The organism is Arthrobacter sp. B2a2-09 (assembly GCF_027587375.1).
Classification (GTDB): Bacteria; Actinomycetota; Actinomycetes; order Actinomycetales; family Micrococcaceae; genus Arthrobacter.
In genome coordinates, this window is sequence record NZ_JAMXIC010000033.1 from 25,624 (window position 1) to 43,286 (window position 17,663).

Annotated in this window: 18 protein-coding genes; 5 read left to right on the forward strand and 13 right to left on the reverse strand. The window is 64.4% G+C overall.

Going from position 1 to position 17,663, the window contains the following annotated elements:
* Positions 1-92: 92 nt before the first annotated feature.
* From NFJ07_RS23255 to NFJ07_RS23295, 9 genes are all read right to left on the reverse strand, one after another.
* Positions 93-1,124, reverse strand: a complete 1,032-nt coding sequence (locus tag NFJ07_RS23255) for a Gfo/Idh/MocA family oxidoreductase (protein ID WP_269998209.1) — start codon at positions 1,122-1,124, stop codon at positions 93-95.
* Entirely contained in the window at positions 1,121-1,954 is an 834-nt protein-coding gene (locus NFJ07_RS23260; RefSeq protein ID WP_269998210.1) for a TIM barrel protein, read from the reverse strand. Before NFJ07_RS23260 ends, NFJ07_RS23255 begins: the two co-directional genes overlap by 4 nt.
* Positions 1,954-3,075: a Gfo/Idh/MocA family oxidoreductase gene (locus tag NFJ07_RS23265; RefSeq protein ID WP_269998211.1), complete on the reverse strand. Its 1,122-nt coding sequence runs from the start codon at positions 3,073-3,075 to the stop codon at positions 1,954-1,956. Before NFJ07_RS23265 ends, NFJ07_RS23260 begins: the two co-directional genes overlap by 1 nt.
* A 35-nt stretch (positions 3,076-3,110) precedes the next feature.
* Positions 3,111-4,154 carry a Gfo/Idh/MocA family protein gene (locus NFJ07_RS23270; protein WP_269998213.1) on the reverse strand — a complete coding sequence of 348 codons (1,044 nt, stop codon included), beginning with the start codon at positions 4,152-4,154 and terminating at the stop codon, positions 3,111-3,113.
* Positions 4,154-5,149 carry a Gfo/Idh/MocA family oxidoreductase gene (locus NFJ07_RS23275; protein ID WP_269998214.1) on the reverse strand — a complete coding sequence of 332 codons (996 nt, stop codon included), beginning with the start codon at positions 5,147-5,149 and terminating at the stop codon, positions 4,154-4,156. The genes NFJ07_RS23270 and NFJ07_RS23275 overlap by 1 nt, the downstream gene beginning before the upstream one ends.
* A 111-nt stretch (positions 5,150-5,260) precedes the next feature.
* Positions 5,261-6,214: an ATP-binding cassette domain-containing protein gene (locus NFJ07_RS23280; protein WP_269998215.1), complete on the reverse strand. Its 954-nt coding sequence runs from the start codon at positions 6,212-6,214 to the stop codon at positions 5,261-5,263.
* 16 nt (positions 6,215-6,230) lie between these two features.
* Positions 6,231-7,289 (reverse strand): ABC transporter permease, encoded by a 1,059-nt coding sequence (locus NFJ07_RS23285; RefSeq protein WP_269998217.1) that lies wholly within the window; start codon positions 7,287-7,289, stop codon positions 6,231-6,233.
* A 64-nt stretch (positions 7,290-7,353) separates the two neighbouring features.
* Complete coding sequence (locus NFJ07_RS23290; RefSeq protein WP_269998220.1) at positions 7,354-8,349, reverse strand: substrate-binding domain-containing protein; 996 nt, start codon at positions 8,347-8,349, stop codon at positions 7,354-7,356.
* A gap of 149 nt (positions 8,350-8,498) precedes the next feature.
* The gene (locus tag NFJ07_RS23295) at positions 8,499-9,518 is read right to left on the reverse strand and encodes a LacI family DNA-binding transcriptional regulator (protein WP_269998222.1); all 1,020 of its coding nucleotides are present in this window, start codon (positions 9,516-9,518) and stop codon (positions 8,499-8,501) included.
* Positions 9,519-9,674: 156 nt separating this feature from the next.
* Between NFJ07_RS23295 and NFJ07_RS23300 the strand changes: the two genes are divergently transcribed.
* Together NFJ07_RS23300 and NFJ07_RS23305 are read left to right on the forward strand one after the other, a co-directional pair.
* Positions 9,675-10,853, forward strand: coding sequence for a Gfo/Idh/MocA family protein (locus tag NFJ07_RS23300; protein ID WP_269998224.1), 1,179 nt, complete (start codon positions 9,675-9,677; stop codon positions 10,851-10,853).
* On the forward strand, positions 10,850-11,869 hold the full coding sequence (locus NFJ07_RS23305) for a sugar phosphate isomerase/epimerase family protein (protein WP_269998226.1): 1,020 nt from the start codon (positions 10,850-10,852) through the stop codon (positions 11,867-11,869). Before NFJ07_RS23300 ends, NFJ07_RS23305 begins: the two co-directional genes overlap by 4 nt.
* 58 nt (positions 11,870-11,927) lie before the next feature.
* Here the strand turns inward: NFJ07_RS23305 and NFJ07_RS23310 are convergent, their stop codons facing one another.
* The gene (locus tag NFJ07_RS23310) at positions 11,928-12,248 is read right to left on the reverse strand and encodes a hypothetical protein (RefSeq protein ID WP_269998228.1); all 321 of its coding nucleotides are present in this window, start codon (positions 12,246-12,248) and stop codon (positions 11,928-11,930) included.
* Between the two features lie 268 nt (positions 12,249-12,516).
* On the opposite strand from NFJ07_RS23310, the gene NFJ07_RS23315 reads away from it, so the two are divergent.
* From NFJ07_RS23315 to NFJ07_RS23325, 3 genes are read left to right on the forward strand one after another with little or no spacing between them, the layout of a single operon-like run.
* Complete coding sequence (locus tag NFJ07_RS23315; RefSeq protein ID WP_269998230.1) at positions 12,517-12,897, forward strand: ArsR/SmtB family transcription factor; 381 nt, start codon at positions 12,517-12,519, stop codon at positions 12,895-12,897.
* Complete coding sequence (locus tag NFJ07_RS23320) at positions 12,894-14,603, forward strand: SulP family inorganic anion transporter (protein ID WP_269998231.1); 1,710 nt, start codon at positions 12,894-12,896, stop codon at positions 14,601-14,603. Before NFJ07_RS23315 ends, NFJ07_RS23320 begins: the two co-directional genes overlap by 4 nt.
* Positions 14,604-14,613: 10 nt before the next feature.
* Positions 14,614-15,024, forward strand: coding sequence for a hypothetical protein (locus NFJ07_RS23325; protein WP_269998233.1), 411 nt, complete (start codon positions 14,614-14,616; stop codon positions 15,022-15,024).
* A gap of 43 nt (positions 15,025-15,067) precedes the next feature.
* On the opposite strand, the gene NFJ07_RS23330 is transcribed toward NFJ07_RS23325, so the two are convergent.
* From NFJ07_RS23330 to NFJ07_RS23340, 3 genes are all read right to left on the reverse strand, one after another.
* Complete coding sequence (locus NFJ07_RS23330) at positions 15,068-15,937, reverse strand: sugar phosphate isomerase/epimerase family protein (RefSeq protein ID WP_269998235.1); 870 nt, start codon at positions 15,935-15,937, stop codon at positions 15,068-15,070.
* An 8-nt stretch (positions 15,938-15,945) separates the two neighbouring features.
* Positions 15,946-16,959 carry a Gfo/Idh/MocA family protein gene (locus NFJ07_RS23335; RefSeq protein WP_269998237.1) on the reverse strand — a complete coding sequence of 338 codons (1,014 nt, stop codon included), beginning with the start codon at positions 16,957-16,959 and terminating at the stop codon, positions 15,946-15,948.
* 29 nt (positions 16,960-16,988) lie between these two features.
* Positions 16,989-17,663 (reverse strand): sugar phosphate isomerase/epimerase family protein (locus NFJ07_RS23340; RefSeq protein ID WP_269998239.1); only part of this gene is annotated, 675 nt, incomplete at its 5' end.

Genomic DNA, 17,663 nt, shown 5'->3' on the forward strand with positions numbered 1-17,663 from the left:
GCACACCCAACTGACTAACAGTTGTTGTCGTTTTGGGCCGTCAAAACGACAACAACTGCGAGTCAGTTGGGGCCCCTAATCGCCTAACTGGCCTAGGCCGTCACCAGCGCTACCCTGACCGGGACCCCGCTTGCCAGCGACTCCTGCGCTGCATCCGCCACGCGGGAAGCCGCGACGGCGTCCTCTGGGGTGCACGGGTTTTCCCGCTGGCCCAGGACCAGTTCAACGAAGGCTGCCATTTCCGAGCGGTAGGCCTGGTCGAAGCGTTCGGCGAAGGTCTTGTGGGGTTCTCCGGAGGGGAAGGCGATCCCTGCTTCGGCTGATTCCATGGCTGTCTTGTCGTCCAGGCCAACCATGAGGGAACGTTTGGAGCCCTGGATTTCGAGGCGGACGTCGTGCCCCGCACCGTTGTAGCGGGTTGCCGAGACTGTGCCAACCGTCCCGTCGTCGAACGTGATCAAAGCCAAGGCCGTATCCACATCGCCCACTTCGCCGATGGCGGGATCACCATTGTTCGACCCCTTGGCATAGACTTCCACGATTTCGCGGCCAGTCAGCCAGCGCAGGATGTCGAAGTCATGGACCGAGCAATCGCGGAACAGCCCGCCGGACGTTGCCAGGAACTCCACGGGCGGCGGAGCCATATCGCAGGTGACTGCGCGCAGCGAGTGGATCCAGCCGAGCTCCCCCGCTTGGTAGGCTCGCCTGGCCTCAAGGTAGCCGGCATCGAAGCGACGCTGGTGCCCGATCTGCACCACACCATCGTTGGCGCGGATGTGTTCCAAGACCGGCAGCGAATCGGCCACATTCATGGCCACGGGCTTCTCGCAGAACACCGGGATACCGGCGTCCACTCCCGCGCGGATCAGTTCCGGGTGCGTGCCCGTTCCGGTCGCGATCACCAGCCCATCCACTCCGGAGGCGATCAAAGCCTCCACCGACGGCAGGAACTGAGCGCCGAGCCCGGCGGCCACCCGACGGGCGTGTTCTTCAGCCACGTCCGTGAGCCGCAACTCCACGTTGATGCCCTGAGCATTCAATTCCCCGTTGAGGGCGGCGATGTTGTTGGCGTGCATCACGCCGATCCGCCCTACTCCAACCAGCCCGAGAACGACGTCCTTCATAGTGCTACCTCCGTTGAAAAAGCTGTTGCGTCCTGACCCAGGCCATCGTGAACCGTGTCGGCCTCAAGCGTGAACGCCCGGCGGAACGCCTCGAGCGCCTCCATGCTGTCTCCGCTGGCCCATGCCTCCATGCCGACGGTGCCTTCATAGCCCGCAGCCACGAGCGCCCGGGCCACGGCCGAGTAGTTGATTTCGCCGGTGCCGGGCTCGCGGCGGCCCGGGACGTCCGCCACCTGGATCTCGCCGATGTGCGGCAAGGCGGTGCGGACCAGCTCAATGAGGTTCCCCTCCCCCAATTGTGCGTGGTAGAGGTCCAGCATCATCTTCACGTTCGGGTGTCCGGCCGCCTCCACCAGCACCAAAGTGTCCTTGGCACGGGCCAGCGGAATTCCGGGGTGATCCAGCAGAGTGTTGAGGTTTTCGAGGCAGAACGTCAGTCCGTGCTTTTCCCCGAGCGCGCCAAGGCGCTCCAGGGTTCGGGCGCCCGTGATCCACATGCTGCCGTTGGACCGGTAAACGGGTCGGGCTGCTTTGCCGTCGATCAGTTCCGCCGAGTGCACCACCATGCGGCTGACGCCGAGTTCCAAAGCAGTCGGAATCAGCGTCTCAGCGGTCTTCACGACGTCATCGGCAGTGTCCGCGTCAACCAGGCTCCCCGAGGTGTATCCGGTCATGGAGGAAAAGACCGCGCCGCTCGCCTTGAGTGCCGCAATGTCCTTGCTCCTCGAGTCCCAGAGTTCGACGTCGAAACCGGCCTCGTGGATCCGATGTACCCGTTCGATGAACGGCAGCTGCGTGAAGACCATCTCCGCACAAACGGCCAGCCGCATCAGACACCGGCCTTGCTGTTGCTCGAAACGGCGCTGTTGCTCGAAACGGCGGGTACCGCCACCGGTCCGCCTTGCTGGACCGACTCGATACAGGCCAACGCCATCGCGAGGGCGCGCCGCGCGTCAGCGGCCCCAGGGGTGAGGGTGAAAGCGCCCGACGGCCGCTGCGTGCCATCGCGGCGTGCGCGGACTGCTGCCGCGAAGTCCGCGAGTTCATCGGTGTAGGCATCGCGGAACAGTTCGACGTTGAGCCTCGGAGTCTCGGCGGAAAGGCCCTCTGCGGTGTATCGCAGGGCAGCCGTTTCAGTGGGCCGTCCGGCCTGCACCATGCCCTTGGAGCCGAAGACTTCGCCCCTGACGTCGTAGCCGTACAGCGCGCTGAAGTTAGCTTCGGCCACCGCCAAAGCTCCATTGCTGTAGCGGATGGTGACCACGGCGGTGTCCAGGAATCCCTGGTCACGCAGGCCCGGTTCCACCAAGGCGTCCGCGACAGCGTAGACCTCCACCGGCTCGGCGCCTTCGTTGAACCAGTTCAGCGTGTCGAAATCGTGGATGAGGGTTTCCAGGAAGATCGTCCAGGCCGGAATCCTGGCTGCATGTCCGATGCTCCCGGTGCCCGGATCCCTTGTCAATGAACGCAAGAGCTGCGGCTCCCCAACAATTCCTCCGGCCAGGTCCTTCTTGGCCGCTTGGAAGTCCGTGGCATAGCGGCGGTTGAAGCCGATCTGGAAATGTACCCCCGCCGCATCGACGGCGAAGAGCGCGGCGTCGAGCTCTTCGAGGCTCTGCGCGGCAGGCTTCTCGCAGAACACGTGCTTGCCTGCGGCGGCGGCCTGGGCAATCAGGGAAGCGTGGAAGCGGGCCGGGCTGGCAATGATCACGGCGTCGATGTCCGGATCGGCCATGATGTCGGCGGCGTCTGCGGTGACCTTCGCCGTACCAAGCTGGGCAGCCACGGACGCTGCGGAGTCCACGTTGGGATCGGCGACGGCGGCCAGGACCGCACCGGGAACCCTGCGGGCTATGCTTTCGCCATGGAACGCTCCCATCCAGCCGGAGCCTATGAGGCCAATCCGCACGGGAGTGGGAAATCCGGCTGAATGCTGTTCGATGTAGGCCATGGGCCCGTCCTTTCGATAGTCAGTACAACAATTGCTCAGGCGGGCGCGTTGCCTTCGCCCGGGAATTCAATGCCCACTTGGCGGCGGATCTCATCGGCAACTTCCATCGTCCGAATGGAGGAGGCGAGGGGCCGTTGTTGGGTTTCAGTCTCACCGGCGGCGACGGCGCGGGCCACCGCTGCGGCTTCGTAGTGCAAGCCTTCTAAATGCCCGCCCGCCGCTTCGTTGTGGCGAAGTCGCGTGCCGTCCGGGAACCGGATCTCGAAACCTCCGGGCATGTTGAAGGGGCCATCGATGGTCAACGTGGCCTCGGACCCGACAATCGTTGCCGCAGTAGGGGTGAAATTATGCAGGTGCGTATTCATCACGGCCTGGCTTCCGCCCGGGAATTGCATGATGGCGGAGAGCTGGGCGTTGACACCGGATTCGTGGGGCTGGCCGAAAGCGCTCAACCGTTCCGGCGGACCCAGGACCTCAGTGATGAGGGCCAGCGGGTAGGTGCCGAGGTCCAGCAGAGGCCCACCAGCCAGTGCGGGGTCGAAGATTCGGTGGCTGCGTTCGAAGTGCTCGCCATACTCTGCCAGGACCGTTGTCACGGTACCCAGCGTCCCGGCGTCGAGCACTTGCCGGATCACGTCGAACTTCGGAAGGAAGAAGCTCCACATGGCCTCGGACGCGAAGACGTCGGCTGCTTTGGCCCGCGCGGCGATATCCCGGGCCTGCGCAGCGTTCAGGCCGATCGGTTTTTCGATCAGGACGTGTTTGCCGGCGCCGATGGCGAGCACGGCGGCCCCGTGGTGGAAGTTGTGTGGCGTGCACACGTACACGATGTCTATGTCCGGAGCCGCAGCCAGCTCTTCGTAGCTCCCATAGGCGGCGGGCACGCCGAAGGCATCCGCGAAAGCTTTGGACCGGTCCAACGAACGGGAGCCGACGGCGGCGATCACTTGCGCTGAATGCGCCTGCACCGATTCCGTAAAGCGTTCGGCAATCCACCCCGGGCCCATGATCCCCCAGCGCAACGCCGGGGCTTCGCGCGAATCCGGAACGCGGGACACCGGAAGACCGGATGAAACCATCAGTAGACCACCTTCGTGTACGCTCCGTCGCTGTGGAGCGAACGGATCATGGCTTGGGCAAGCTGCGATGCCCTCAATCCGTCCTCACCCGTGGCGAGCGGCGCAGGCTCTCCCTTTTCGAGGGCTGAAATCCAGGCCTGAAGCTGCAAGCGGTAAGCGTCGGCGAAGCGTGGACGCCAGTCGGCAGGGATTTCGGAACTGCGCCTCCCCTCCTGCCGGACATCGAGGGCAGCCGGTTCCGGGAGCGCCGCGGTGCCGAACTCTGACACGACCTCGCACCGGGTGGTGTAGCCATACTGCGCATTGAGGAAGAGTTCGAGGGTGGCCAGGGTGCCGTCGGCCGCGCGCAGAAGCATGAAGGCGGGATCCCGCAGATCACCGGTACTGTACCGGGAACTCCGCCCCGCTTGCCAGGACACCTCGGTGATAGGCGAGTCCAGCAGCCAGGGGATGATGTCGAGCTCGTGAATGGCCGAATTGGTGATGGCGGATTCCGAGCTCGTGCCCGGTCCCGCAGCTTCGGTCCGGCTAATGCAGTGGACCTGCAAAGGCTCGCCTTGCGTGCGCGCCCGGGTGGCTTCGCGCAGGGCGACATAGCCGGGATCGAAGCGCCTCATGAAGCCCATTGACAGCAGCCGGGCACCCGTTGCGGCCAGGAGGTCAGCTTCGGCCTCCACTACGTCGCGGCTTTCCAGGAGCGTGGGGGCCAACGGCTTTTCGCATAGTACCGGGGTCATCGCTTCGAAGCATTCCAGCACCAGCCCCGCATGGGTGGAGTCATGGGAAGCGACGACGACGGCGTCAACGTCGCTGGAGTTGATCAGCTCGGAAGGGTCGGTGGTGATACGCGCGGATGGCGGCGCCGCGGCTGCCGCACGTCCGGCGTCGAGGTCTGCCACAAAAGTGACTTCGGCCCCGCTGATAGTGGTGGAGAGGTTTCTGATGTGGTCTGCGCCCATAACGCCGGCGCCGATAACGCCTACCCGGATCGGCATGTTGTCTTCCCGTCTACTACTTTGTTCACATTCCCGCCGTGGCACGGCGAGCGGGGGCCCATCCGCTCTTCCGGGGGACCCCCGTCTCCGTCCGCACTGTCTCCCTGTGCGCTACGCGTGCCGTGGGCTGTTTTCCCTTGACGCGTCAGATGTGTCGGCAACGTCCGTCACTTCAGTTACCCCGGCGACTTCGGCTTGGACTTCCTTGAGGGCTTCGGTGTGGCCGCCGAGTTGTTCGAGTTCGTGGGCGAGTTCTGCCAGTTCCGCGCCGCCGGCCATCTGGGCGGTGAGTTCGTCCAGGGTGATGTCCTTCTTGTCGTAGTAGCCGATGGACTTGCCGCGCTTGAGCAGCAGGAACCGGTCACCCACGGGGAAGGCGTGGTGCGGGTTGTGCGTGATGAAGATGACGCCCAGGCCCCGGTCCCGGGCCTGCAGGATGTACCGGAGCACCACGCCGGACTGCTTCACGCCCAGCGCGGCGGTGGGTTCGTCCAGGATCAGCACCTTCGCCCCGAAGTACACGGCCCGCGCGATCGCGACGCACTGGCGTTCACCGCCGGAGAGCTGGCCGATGGGCTGTTCGACATCGCGCAGGTCGATGCCCATCTCGGCGAGTTCCTTCAGGGTGATGTCCTTCATTTTCTGGACGTCCATGGACTTGAACGGCCCGAACCCGGTGGTCAGTTCCGAGCCGAGGAAGAAGTTCCGCCAGATCGGCATCAACGGGACCACGGCCAGGTCCTGGTACACGGTGGCGATCCCGGCGTCCAGGGCGTCCCTAGGGGAGTTGAACTTCCGTTCCTGGCCCATGATCTTCAGCACCCCGGCGTCGTGCTGGTGCAGGCCGGCGATGATTTTGATCAGCGTGGACTTGCCCGCGCCGTTGTCCCCGAGCACACAGGTGACCCGGCCGTTGTCCACGGCCATCGTCACATCGCGCAGGGCGATGATGTTCCCGTAATGCTTGCCGACCGCTTCCAGGGAGAGCAGGTGCACGGGGGTGTGGGTCAGCGGGTCCTTCTCGTCCCGCAGCAGGGTCTGCTGGTCGATCTGTTTGGCATTCATGTTCCCGGGTCCCTTTCTACTTCAGTTCCGCGCGGCGTTTGACGATGAGGTTCACGATGGTGGCCAGCAGCAGCATCAGGCCCAGGAAGAACTTGAACCAGTCCGGGTTCCACTGCGCGTACACGATGCCCTTGTTCGCCATCCCGAAGATGAACGCACCGATCGCCCCGCCCACCGCCGAACCGTAGCCGCCGGTGAGCAGGCAGCCGCCGATCACCGCGGCGATGATGTACAGGAACTCGTTGCCCACGCCCTCACCGGACTGCACCGCGTCGAACGCGAAGAGGTTGTGCATGCCCAGGATCCAGCCGCAGAACCCGACCGCCATGAACAACCCGATCTTCGTCTTCGTCACCGGAACCCCCACGGCCCGGGCCGCGTTCGCGTCCCCGCCGACCGCGAAGATCCAGTTGCCAACCTTCGTGCGCAACAGCACCCAGGACGCGATCGCGACCAGGATGATCCAGAAGAACACCGTGATCTTCACCTCGACCCCGCCGATGCTGATCGAGGACGCGAACACCGCGTGCGCCGAATCGAAACCATCCAGCTTCGAAATCGACGGAGAAGACACACTGCCCCCGATCAGGCGGGTCAGGGCCAGGTTCAGGCCCGTGAGCATCAAAAACGTCGCCAGCGTCACGATGAAGGACGGCAGCTTCGTCTTGACCAGAATCCACCCATTGATGAACCCGATGCCGAGCGAGACGACGAGGGCCAGCACGACGCCGACCCACGCGTTCAGGGAAAAGTTCCAGCTGAACAGGGAAGCGGTCAGGGCCGAGGAAATCACGGCCACACCGGTGGAGAGGTCGAACTCGCCGCCGATCATCAACAGCGACACCCCCACCGCCATGATCCCGATCGTCGAAGAACCGTAAAGGATCGTCGCCAAAGCATTCGGCTGGGTGAACGTCTGGGACACCGAAGCAAAGAAAATGAAGAGGACAACGGCCCCCACCAGGGCGCCGACTTCGGGCCTGCCCAAAAACTTCTGGATCGGGCTACGGCGTCCGATCCGCTCATCGCCGGGGGCCGAAGCCGGCGCCGGCGGCAGGGTTGCTGTGTTTGCCATAGGAAGAGCTCCTTGTTGGTCTGGCCGCGCGGCGGTCGCCCGCCGCGCGGCCGGAATCCTGGATCTAGCGGACGCCCTGCTGGGCGAATTTGAGGACGTCGGAAGCGTTGGACTTGTCCACGATGGTCGGACCGGTCAGGACAGGCTGTCCGCCGCCGAGCTTGAAGCCGCCGCGCTTGGCCTGCCAGAGAGCGTCAACGGACATGTAGCCCTGGAGCCACGGCTGCTGGTCCACGGTGAAGATTACGGAGCCATCCACGATCTTCTGGGCGAGGTCCGCGTTCAGGTCGAAGCTGGCAACCTTTGCGGGGCTGCCGGCGTCCGTGACCGACTTGAGGAGCGTGAGGGTGATCGGTGCGCCTAGGCCGATAATGACATCAGCGTCCTTGGCTGCCTGGAGCTTCGCGGTGGCGGTAGATTGGACCGAGGTCATGTCCTTGCCATCCACGTAAAGGATTTCCGTTCCGGGTACTTTCGCCTTAACACCGGCACACCGTGCTTCGAGGCCAACGTGGCCCTGCTGCTGGATCACGCAGACCGGGTGCTTGAAGCCTTGCGATGCCAGCCTGGTTCCAACGGCCTCGCCGGCAAGCTTCTCGTTCGAGCCGAAGTGGGTGAACGCGCCGAGTTGTGCCGAGACGTCCTCCCCGGCGTTGAGGCTCACCACGGGGATGCCGGCGTCGGTGGCCTTCTTGAGCACGTCCTTGAGCGCATCCGGAGTGGCGAGGGTGACGGCGATGCCGTCAACTTTCTGGTCGATGGCTTGCTGCACGAGCTGCGCTTGGCGGCCAGCTTCCGGGTCACTTGTGTAGAGGAGGTCAACATTGTCCTTCGCCGACGCTTCTTCAGCGCCCTTGCGGACGATATCCCAGAACGTGTCACCCGCAGCGGCGTGAGTAATGAGGGCCACCTTCATGCGAGGAGTGCTTACGGCTTGTCCGCCTCCGGCGGCGTTGGCGCTGTCAGCGGGCTTCCCGCCCGTGCTGGAACAGGCACTGAGAGCCATCATCGGAACGACGGCCGCAACGAGTGCCGCCTTCCGCCAGGAAAACTTCTTCACGATTTATCTCCTTTGATCGGGGTTGTGGCCCTGCCACTCTGCAGGAGCTCAAAGCCCTCTACACAGATCATGGTGACTAGCCTCACATATGTCAATACTTTGTCCTGACATTAGGATGTTTTTACGTGAAGAAGCGGTTTGATGACGAATTAGGGTGCCGCGCGCGACACCCTCGCGGTCGTCGAGCGGACAACCAGGATGGGATCAATCAAAGTGCGCTCGGGCTTGATAGTGGGGTCTTCAATCCTCGCGAGCAGACGGTGCGCAGCGTCGGTCCCCACCACGTCGCTTCGGTTGTCAACGGACGTGATATCCAGATACCTCGACTTGGCCAACGGGGAATTGTCATAGCCGATCACCGAAATGTCGCCGGGCACGCGAAGGCCCCGGGCCTTGAGGACGGCAAAGGCGCCCACGGCCATGGTGTCGTTGGCCGCGAAGATCGCGGTGGTGTCTGGATGGTGGTCCAGGAGCCAAGAGGCGGCGGCGTAGCCATCTTCCTCCGAAGTACCCTTGGACTCGGCAATCAGAAGTTCGACGCCGGCGGCCTGGATTTGCCGCCGGAAACCGGCGCGCCGATGGGCTGACGCGCCATCGGACCCCGAGAGATGGCCGATGCGGGTATGACCCAGCCCCAGCAAGTGGCTGGCGGCCATGGCGCCCCCGCCGTCGTCGTCGTTGGTTATGAGGTCTGCGCCGCTCGGCATCGCCTTGCGCCACCCGGCCACCACCGTAGGCACCCACGTCCGGGCCAGCATTGGCTCGCTCGGTTCCGCCGCGATCACCAGCGCGTCAATATGCATGGCGAGGAGGCCGTCCGTGGCTTCTTTGATGCGATTCTCGCCGGGCTGGGAGTCGGCCAGCATGACGTGGTAGCCGAGGTCGGAGAGGACGGACTCCATGCCCCTCAGCAGGTCCACGAACCAGAGGTTCCGGTAGTCGTCGATCACCAGGCCGATGCTCTTGGTCCGATTGCTCGCCAGGGTGGTTGCGGCCCGGCTGGGCCGGTAGCCCAACTCCGATATTGCAGCCTGGACGGCTTCGCGGCGCTTGTCGCTGACCCGCGCCGGCGCTTGGAGGACCAAAGACACCAACGACGGCGAGACGCCGGCATGCTTGGCAACGTCATAGATGGTCGGGCGGCGGGTTTTGGGACTTGTCGAACTCATGATTCGGGAACCTTTCTCCTCTGCTGTCAAGGGTATGCGCAGAACATTGACAGGACATACTCACATGATTAGGCTTTGAGTCCAGTGCTAAATTGTAGCGCTCCAAAATGCCATAGGGGTGTTCGGCACCCAGGCTGAATTTCGAAGGAGAAATCAATGGCTGAGAGCCTAGGGGTCGCCGTCATCGGCGCAGGAATGGCCGGCAAGGCACACGCGGCGGCCTACCGCACAGCGTCTGCCCTTTACAGCCCGGTGCTTCCGCCGGTGCGCCTCGTTTCGATCGGCGACGTGAACGCGGAGTTCGGGTCCCTCGCTGCCCGGCGATTTGGCTACGAACGCAATGACACCTCGTGGCAGGCGATCGCCGAAGCAGACGATATCGACGTCGTCAGCGTCGTCATCGCGAATTCCCTCCACCGCGAGGTGGTCGAGGGACTCCTGGCCGCAGGCAAGCACGTCCTCTGCGAGAAGCCACTGAGCGACTCGATCGAGGACGCCCGCGCCATGGCGGAAGCCGCCCGCAACGCTTCCAGCATCGCGCGCATCGGCTTCACATTCCGCCGCACGCCCGGGATCGCCTACATCCGCGACTTGATCCGCACCGGCGTCCTCGGCAAGGTGCTGCACTTCAGCGGCCGCTACTGGACCGACTACGGATTCAGCCCGTCCGCCCCCATGAGCTGGCGCTACAAGGGCGGGCCCGGCTCCGGCGCGCTGGCCGACGTCGGAAGCCACTTGACGTATATCTCCGAGTTCCTCTGCGGCGACATCAAGTCCATCTCCGGTGGTCGCCTCAGCACCGTCATCGACAAGCGCCCCCTGCCGCTCGGCGCCGTCATGGGACATGACCATGCAGCGGTGAGCGACACCTTTGAGGCTGTGGAGAATGACGACTACGCCGCCTTCAACGCAGCGTTCGAAAGCGGCGCGGGCAGCTTCGAGGTTTCCCGTGTTGCGGCAGGACACGCGAACAGCCTCAACTTCGAAGTGTTCTGCGAGAACGGTGCGGCCAAGTTCGACCAGCGCCGCCCCTCCGAAATCCAGCTCTTCCTCAACGATGGCTCCGGAAACGAAAACGGCTATCGCCAAGTCATCCTCGGCCCGGGCCACCCCTACATCGCCGGCGGCCTGGCCATGGACGCCCCCGAAGTCGGCTTCGGCCAGAACGACGCCTTCGGTTACCAGGCCCGGGCGTTCCTCGAAGAGGTTGCCGGCATTCCCGAGGCCGAGTCCCTCCCCCGCTGTGCCACGTTCGACGAAGGCGTGCGCAACATGGAATTGCTCGGCGCTGTCACGGAATCCGCACTCAACAACGGAAAGACGATCACGCTATGAAACTCGGCGTCTACAACGCAATCCTGCACGACAGGCCGCTTCCCGAGGCCCTCAAGGTCATCGCTGACCTGGGTCTGACGGGGATCGAGATCAACACGGGCGGATTCCTGCCGGCCGTCCACGTCCCCACCATGGACGACATCTTGGTTTCGGACGCCGCGCGTGATGACTATCTCGCGATCTTCGAGGGCACCGGCGTCGCCATCGCAGGCCTGAACTGCAACGGAAACCCGCTGCACCCGAAGCGCGAGATCGGCGAGAAGCATGCCGACGACGTCCGCCGCTCCATCCGGCTCGCAGAGCGCCTCGGCCAGAACCGGGTGGTGACCATGTCCGGCCTGCCGGGGGGTGAGCCGGGAGCCACCACGGTCAACTGGGTGGTCAACGCCTGGAACTCGGCGGCACTTGACGTGCTGGACTACCAATGGGATGTCGCGGCGAAGTTCTGGCGCGAGACCGACCGCCTGGCCGCGGACCACGGCGTCAAGGTGGCCCTCGAACTGCACCCGCAGAACATCGTGTTCAACACCGCAGATGTCCACAAACTCATCGAACTCACGGGCGCCACGCACGTGGGCGTCGAACTGGACGCATCGCACCTGTTCTGGCAGCACATGGATCCGGTCGCCGTGGTCCGAGAACTCGGCCCGTTGGTCTTCCAGGCGGCCGCGAAGGACGTCCGAGTCAACACCGCGAACGCCGCCCTCTACGGGGTCCTCGACAACAGCTTCCGCCGGCTCTCGCCGGAGGAGAACCGCACCAACCTCGGGGGCGACGAGTGGGCCAATGAGTGGCCCAAGAACTCCGCGTGGGACTTCGTTGCCCTGGGCCGCGGGCACGGCACCGCCTACTGGACCGAGTTCCTGCGTGCGCTTCACGAGGTGGACCCGAACATGCTGGTCAACATCGAGCACGAAGACACCTCCCTCGGCCGGATCGAAGGTCTCGAAGTGGCCGCCAAGGTCCTGCGGGACGCGGACGCAGCGCTCACGGCGTCGCTGAGGGTGACTGCCTGAGCAGTCCGTCGCACTAATCGAGTGGGCGGGCCGGGGTTCCCGGCCCTCCCAGTCGGTTCTAAACCGGACGGTAGATTTCCACGAGCGTCAGTGCGCCGATGACCATCATTGCCATTCCAATCCCTCCACAACCTATGAAGGTGAATTCTTTGGCGCGGGTACCTGACTTCAGGAACGTGCTCACTGAAAGCCCGAACACCAAGACGCCAGCGCCCGCTACGGTCATGCTCGCTGAGAATATTCGAACCGGGTAGCTGTCTGTCCACAGCGCAGGCAGCGCAATCGCGATCACAATAAGTAGCACGCCCAGCAATCCCGTGAGGGCCGCAACGGGACGGCGCCGTAGCTCACTGATGGAAAAACCGTTCTGTTCGATCATGTGCGGGCATCTCCTGGAGTTTCCTCTACAAGCCAGCGTAACGGAGGGCTCCATCCGAAGTTCGGATGGAGCCCTCTCAACGTACTGACCAACGACGGCGTCGCCTCCTCACGCTGCTCCGTCGGCGTCGGCTGCTTGCTGCGCCGTGCGGGTCTGGAACCGGCCCGTCCGCCGGAAGTCACGGACGCGTTCCTACCCTTGTTATGCTGGATGATGAATCCATAAAATAGTCAAGCAAGGGGTTGTGCTGACGGGCAGGGAGACATGCATGGAAGAGTTCGCGGATTTCCGGGCACCGCTGTACGAGGTGAAGGCCAATCTGTTCAAGGGGCTGGCCCACCCGGTTAGGATCCGGGTGCTTGAGCTGCTGTCGGCGGCGCCCGAGGTGTCAGTGACAGAGCTTCTGGCCGCAACGGGCCTGGAGGCATCGCACCTGTCCCAGCATCTGTCGGTGCTGCGTCGATATCACTTGGTCAAGGGAGAGCGACGGGCGCTGCAGATGTTCTACACCCTGGCGTACCCACAGGTCGCGGAACTCCTCTCCGTGGCCAGACTGCTGCTCAACGACATTCTGCACACCACCCGGGCGCAGCTTGAGTCCTCAGAAGCGACTGCACCCTCGTCAGCCGCAGCGGCCAGCACCCGGTGAAGCCCTTGGCCGCGGTCCGGGCCCTCCTGCCCGGGCGGCAGGACTACACGCTGTTGCCTCGTACCTGGAAAGGGGACCTGGTCGCCGGGGTCACCGTCGGCATTGTCGCGCTGCCGCTGGCTTTGGCGTTCGGGGTCAGCTCCGGCGCGGGAGCGGCGAGCGGACTGATCACCGCCGTGATCGCCGGCGTGATCGCGGCCGTCTTCGGTGGTTCCAACATCCAGGTCTCCGGACCCACCGGAGCCATGGTCGTGGTTCTGGGCCCGGTCATCGCGGCCCACGGGCTCGGCGCACTGGCCGCGGTCTCGGTCCTTGCCGGGGTGATAGTGGTTGCCGCCGGGCTGCTCAAACTGGGGCGGGTCGTGACGCTCCTGCCTTGGCCGGTGATCGAGGGCTTCACCGTCGGAATCGCGGTGATCATCTTCCTTCAGCAGGTCCCTGCCGCGTTCGGAGTCAAGCCCGGGCCCAGCAGCAACGCCGTCGTCTCGGCAATCCAGGCCATCGGCACCGTGTCCCCAACTGCGGTTCTCGCCCCGGTTGCCGTGGTGGCTCTCGTGGCGGTGATCATGGTTGCCGCGCCGCGGATCCACCCGCGGATCCCGGGCTCGCTCATCGCGATCATCATCGCCAGTGTGGCCGCGCAGCTGCTCGAGTTGCCCGTGACCCGGATCGGAGCCCTGCCCGATTCCCTGCCAGCCCCTGTGATGCCCTCCCTGGACCTGGCGACGATCACCGCGCTGGCGGGGTCCGCGGCCACGATCGCGGCCCTCGCGGCGATCGAGTCGCTGCTCTCGGCACGGGTCGGGGCGTCGATCTCCGATACCGGCCCCTACGACGCGGACCGTGAGCTCCTGGGCCAGGGCCTGGCGTCTGTCGCCTCCGGATTCTTCGGCGGCATGCCGGCCACAGGTGCGATCGCGCGCACCGCGGTGAACATTCGCTCGGGCGGCCGGACCCGCCTCGCCGCTATCACGCATGCGCTGGTCCTGCTGGCCGTGGTGTACCTGGCCACCGGCCCGGTTTCACGCATCCCCCTTGCCGCGCTGGCCGGGGTGCTGATGGTCACCGCGGCACGCATGGTCTCGCTCAAGACCCTGCGCAGCGTGATCGGATCAACCCGCGCCGACACGGTCGTGTTCTTCGTCACCGCCCTGATTACCGTGTCCTTCGACCTGATCGAAGCCGTGGAAATCGGCATCGCCGTCGCCGCATTCTTCGCCCTACGCGCCCTGGTCCGATCCAGCGGGGTGCACCGGGAAGAAATCCCCGGCCCAGTCCACGAAGGGGACGAACACATCGCGGTATTCCGGCTCGACGGAGCACTTTTCTTCGCCGCCGCCGAGCGCGTCCTGGACCGGGTCAGCACCATCCGGAACGTCGACGTCGTGATCATCCGCATGTCGCAGCTGCAGATCCTGGACGCAACCGGGGCCAGAACCATCACAGACATCATCCAGGCCCTGGAACGCCGCGGAATCACCGTGCTGATCAAAGGAATCCAGGACCGCCACCTTCGGCTCGTCACCCAGGTCGGGGTCCTGGACTCCCTTCGCCACCACAAACACCTCTTCACTGAACTGGCCCCCGCCGTGGAACACGCCCGAAGCCACGTCGTCCGCGCCGCCAGGGCACGCACCGCACCCGACCCCGGCAGGAACCCGGAATCCGGTCCGGCCGCAACCGACCCCACCGACGCCCACCCTTGAAAGAAGACCAATGCCTTCCTTGAACGAAACCAGCCCCCGTATCCGGGCCGCCCACCTGCTCGTGCGGTCCGCCGAGGAATGGGACACACTCTCCGAGGAGTTGCGCCGGGCTTATGATCTCAAAGACAACGACAAGTTCGAGATGCTCCGCGAATCCTTCATTGCCGCCTGGAAGTCAGTCACTCGCAACCTCCTGACCGACACGCTGAACGCCATCGGCATTACCGTCACACAGGCCGTTCACCCTTGGGGCATCGCCACCTTGGCAGCCGCCGGGCACAGCTGCGAGCCGCTGCTGTGCGCCCCGGAAGAACTCCCCGCACTTCCCAAGACAACCAGCGCTTACGGCACGCCGCGACTGCTTAACTTCGAGGAAGTCATGGCCGGATTCAATACCTGCCTGACCTCCCTGCTCCGGTAGAGGCGGCGATCTTGAGAGATCGCCGCCCTGTTGTCCGCCCCTACTAGGCCTTGGCGATGTACTTGCCCATGGTCTCAAGCTGGTAGCGGGACACCTCGTTGGCGTTGTCGTCCTCGGCGAAGACGCTGGACACCATGACGGTGTTGTCCTTGTCCAGGAAGCCGATTTCCTTGAGTCCGCCGAAGAACTCGTCCCAGTTGACGTCGCCGTCGCCGATTTTGAGGTGCTGGTGCACGCGCACGGCGTTCCCGGGTGGGTTGGTGATGTAGCGCAGCCCGTGGGAGGCGTGGTGGTCCATGGTGTCTGACACGTGGACGAGGCGCAGCTTGTCCCCCGCGGCCCGCATGATGTCGAGCGGCTTGTTGCCCATGTGGAACGTGTGGGAGGCAACGTAGACCATGCCGATATTGGGCGAGTTCACGCCTCGGATGACGCGCAAGGCGGCGAGTCCGTCCTCGACGAAGTCGTCCGGGTGCGGGTCGATGAGGACGTCCAGGCCTTCGCGCTCGATGATCGGAAGAAGCTCTTCCATGGAGCGGTAGAAGGCCCTTTCGGACTCCTCTGCCTTCTCCGGGCGGCCGCTGAACTCGGTGTTCATCGTCTGCACGCCAAGATCAACCGTGATCTGGATGGCACGCTTCCAATAACGGACAGCGGCCTCGCGGGCGTCTTCGTCGGGACCGGACCAACGCAACACGGGAAGCACCGAGGCGATCTCGACGTCGGCATCCTTGCACGCCTTCTTCAACTGGCCCACCAGCTCGTCGTCGGCCTTGGGGTGGTTGAAGAACGGGATGAAGTCAGCATGCGGGGTCAGCTGCAGGTATTTGTAGCCGAGATCGGCGGCCAGCCGCGGAAACTCCAACAGGCTGTGGCTGTGGTGGAACGGTGTGGGATCGAGGGCAATCTTCACGGTCATTCCTACTTGTACAGCTCAGGCTTGGTGTTGAGCTGTACCGCGACCTTTTCGCCCGACTTCTGGGCTTCGACGCCTGCTTCGCAGCAAGCAGCGGTGGCGTAACCGTCCCAGGCGGTGGGACCGCCGATTTCGCCGCGGCGGGCGGCGTCCACCCAGGCCTGGACCTCGACGTCGTACGCGGCACCGAAACGCTCTTCGAAACCGGGAGTGACCTTCCCGCCCCAGCGGCCGGCGCTGCGGACGTAAGGACCGCCGTCGCCGCCGATGCTCACGATGCCGTCCTCGAAGGACGCCTGGGTGGCGACTTCGTAGCCGAACTTGGCGTTCACGTAGATTTCGACGTCGGCCAGGACGCCGGACTCCGTCTCGATCAGGACGTGCTGGGGGTCGTGCTGGCCGTTCGGGGCGTTGCGCGTGGCCTTGCCGAGGCGGACCTGCACGGAGGTGATTTCCTCGCCGGTGAAGAAGCGGATGGCATCGAACTCGTGGACCACCGAGTCGTTGATGAGCATCTCGTTGGTGAAGCCCTGGGGCGTGTCCGGGTTGCGGTGCTGGTGGTGCAGCATGAGGAGCTCGCCGAGTTCACGATCGCGGATCACGGAACCCAAGGCGGCGTATTCGGCGTCGAAACGGCGCATGAAGCCGACTTGGATGCGCTTGTGGCCGAGTGCCGTTTCGGCCTGGACAACCTTCCAGGCACTCTCGGCATCCGGGGTGAGCGGCTTTTCGCAGAGGATGGGGAAGTCCTTCTCCAGTGCCTTGTACAGGATTTCCTCGTGCAGGAAACCGGGCGTGGCGATCAGTACGGCGTTGACGTCGCCGTTGTTGAGGGCCTCTTCGGCACTGGCGAGGGCGACGGCGCCGTCGATCCCTTCGATGGCGGCCAGCGCACGGGCGAGGTCGACGTCGACGACGGCGGCCACTTCGGCGCCGTGGATGCGGGTGCTGAGCCGCTTGATGTGGTCGGCGCCCATACGGCCTGCGCCGATGACGGCCACGCGAAGAATGTCAGTCAATGTTCTGTCCTTAGTTGTCTGTGCCTGTGCTACTGAACGGTGGTGCGGGAACCGCACGAGAGCAGGTAGTTGCGGGTGCGCTTGGCGATGGGCATGGGAACGTCGAAGGCCACGGGGTACATGTCCTGTTCCACAATGCCAAAGATCGGGCGGTTTAGTCCTTCAACGGCTTCGATGACTGCACGCAGGTCCGGGAGGCCGTTCGGCGGTTCGGTCATGACCCCGGCCAGATTGGCTGCCGCCCAGGTCATGTTTTCCTCGTTGACTTGTCTCAGGACGTCCGGGTTGATCTGCTTCAAGTGCAGGTAGCCGATGCGGTCCGGGTAGTTCTTGATCAGTTCCAGGCTGGAGGCTCCGCAGTATTCCGCGTGTCCGGTGTCCAGGCACAGGTTCAGGTACTGGGGATCGGTCTCGGCGAGCAGGTGCTCGATATCCGCCTGGGCGCCGACATGGGAATCAGCGTGGGAGTGGAATTGCTGCTTCAAGCCGAAGTCTTCCAGCAGCACCTTGCCCATGCGGTTGTGGCCGGCGAACAGATCATTCCACTGTTCCTGCGACAGCTCCCCGCTCTCTACAGCCTCACCGGTGACGTCGTCGCGCCACATCGCGGGAATGACCACGATGTGCTCGCCGCCCATGGCAGCCGTCAGCTCAGCCACCTTCCGTGCGGGCTCCCAGGCTTCCTCGTACTGTGCGGCACCGCG

Coding starts and splice junctions, on each gene's coding strand:
- NFJ07_RS23255 (WP_269998209.1), bottom strand. CDS start 1,124: ATGAAGGACGTCGTTCTCGGGCTGGTTGGAGTAGGGCGGATCGGCGTG.
- NFJ07_RS23260 (WP_269998210.1), bottom strand. CDS start 1,954: ATGCGGCTGGCCGTTTGTGCGGAGATGGTCTTCACGCAGCTGCCGTTC.
- NFJ07_RS23265 (WP_269998211.1), bottom strand. CDS start 3,075: ATGGCCTACATCGAACAGCATTCAGCCGGATTTCCCACTCCCGTGCGG.
- NFJ07_RS23270 (WP_269998213.1), bottom strand. CDS start 4,154: ATGGTTTCATCCGGTCTTCCGGTGTCCCGCGTTCCGGATTCGCGCGAA.
- NFJ07_RS23275 (WP_269998214.1), bottom strand. CDS start 5,149: ATGCCGATCCGGGTAGGCGTTATCGGCGCCGGCGTTATGGGCGCAGAC.
- NFJ07_RS23280 (WP_269998215.1), bottom strand. CDS start 6,214: ATGAATGCCAAACAGATCGACCAGCAGACCCTGCTGCGGGACGAGAAG.
- NFJ07_RS23285 (WP_269998217.1), bottom strand. CDS start 7,289: ATGGCAAACACAGCAACCCTGCCGCCGGCGCCGGCTTCGGCCCCCGGC.
- NFJ07_RS23295 (WP_269998222.1), bottom strand. CDS start 9,518: ATGAGTTCGACAAGTCCCAAAACCCGCCGCCCGACCATCTATGACGTT.
- NFJ07_RS23300 (WP_269998224.1), top strand. CDS start 9,675: ATGGCTGAGAGCCTAGGGGTCGCCGTCATCGGCGCAGGAATGGCCGGC.
- NFJ07_RS23305 (WP_269998226.1), top strand. CDS start 10,850: ATGAAACTCGGCGTCTACAACGCAATCCTGCACGACAGGCCGCTTCCC.
- NFJ07_RS23310 (WP_269998228.1), bottom strand. CDS start 12,248: ATGATCGAACAGAACGGTTTTTCCATCAGTGAGCTACGGCGCCGTCCC.
- NFJ07_RS23315 (WP_269998230.1), top strand. CDS start 12,517: ATGGAAGAGTTCGCGGATTTCCGGGCACCGCTGTACGAGGTGAAGGCC.
- NFJ07_RS23325 (WP_269998233.1), top strand. CDS start 14,614: ATGCCTTCCTTGAACGAAACCAGCCCCCGTATCCGGGCCGCCCACCTG.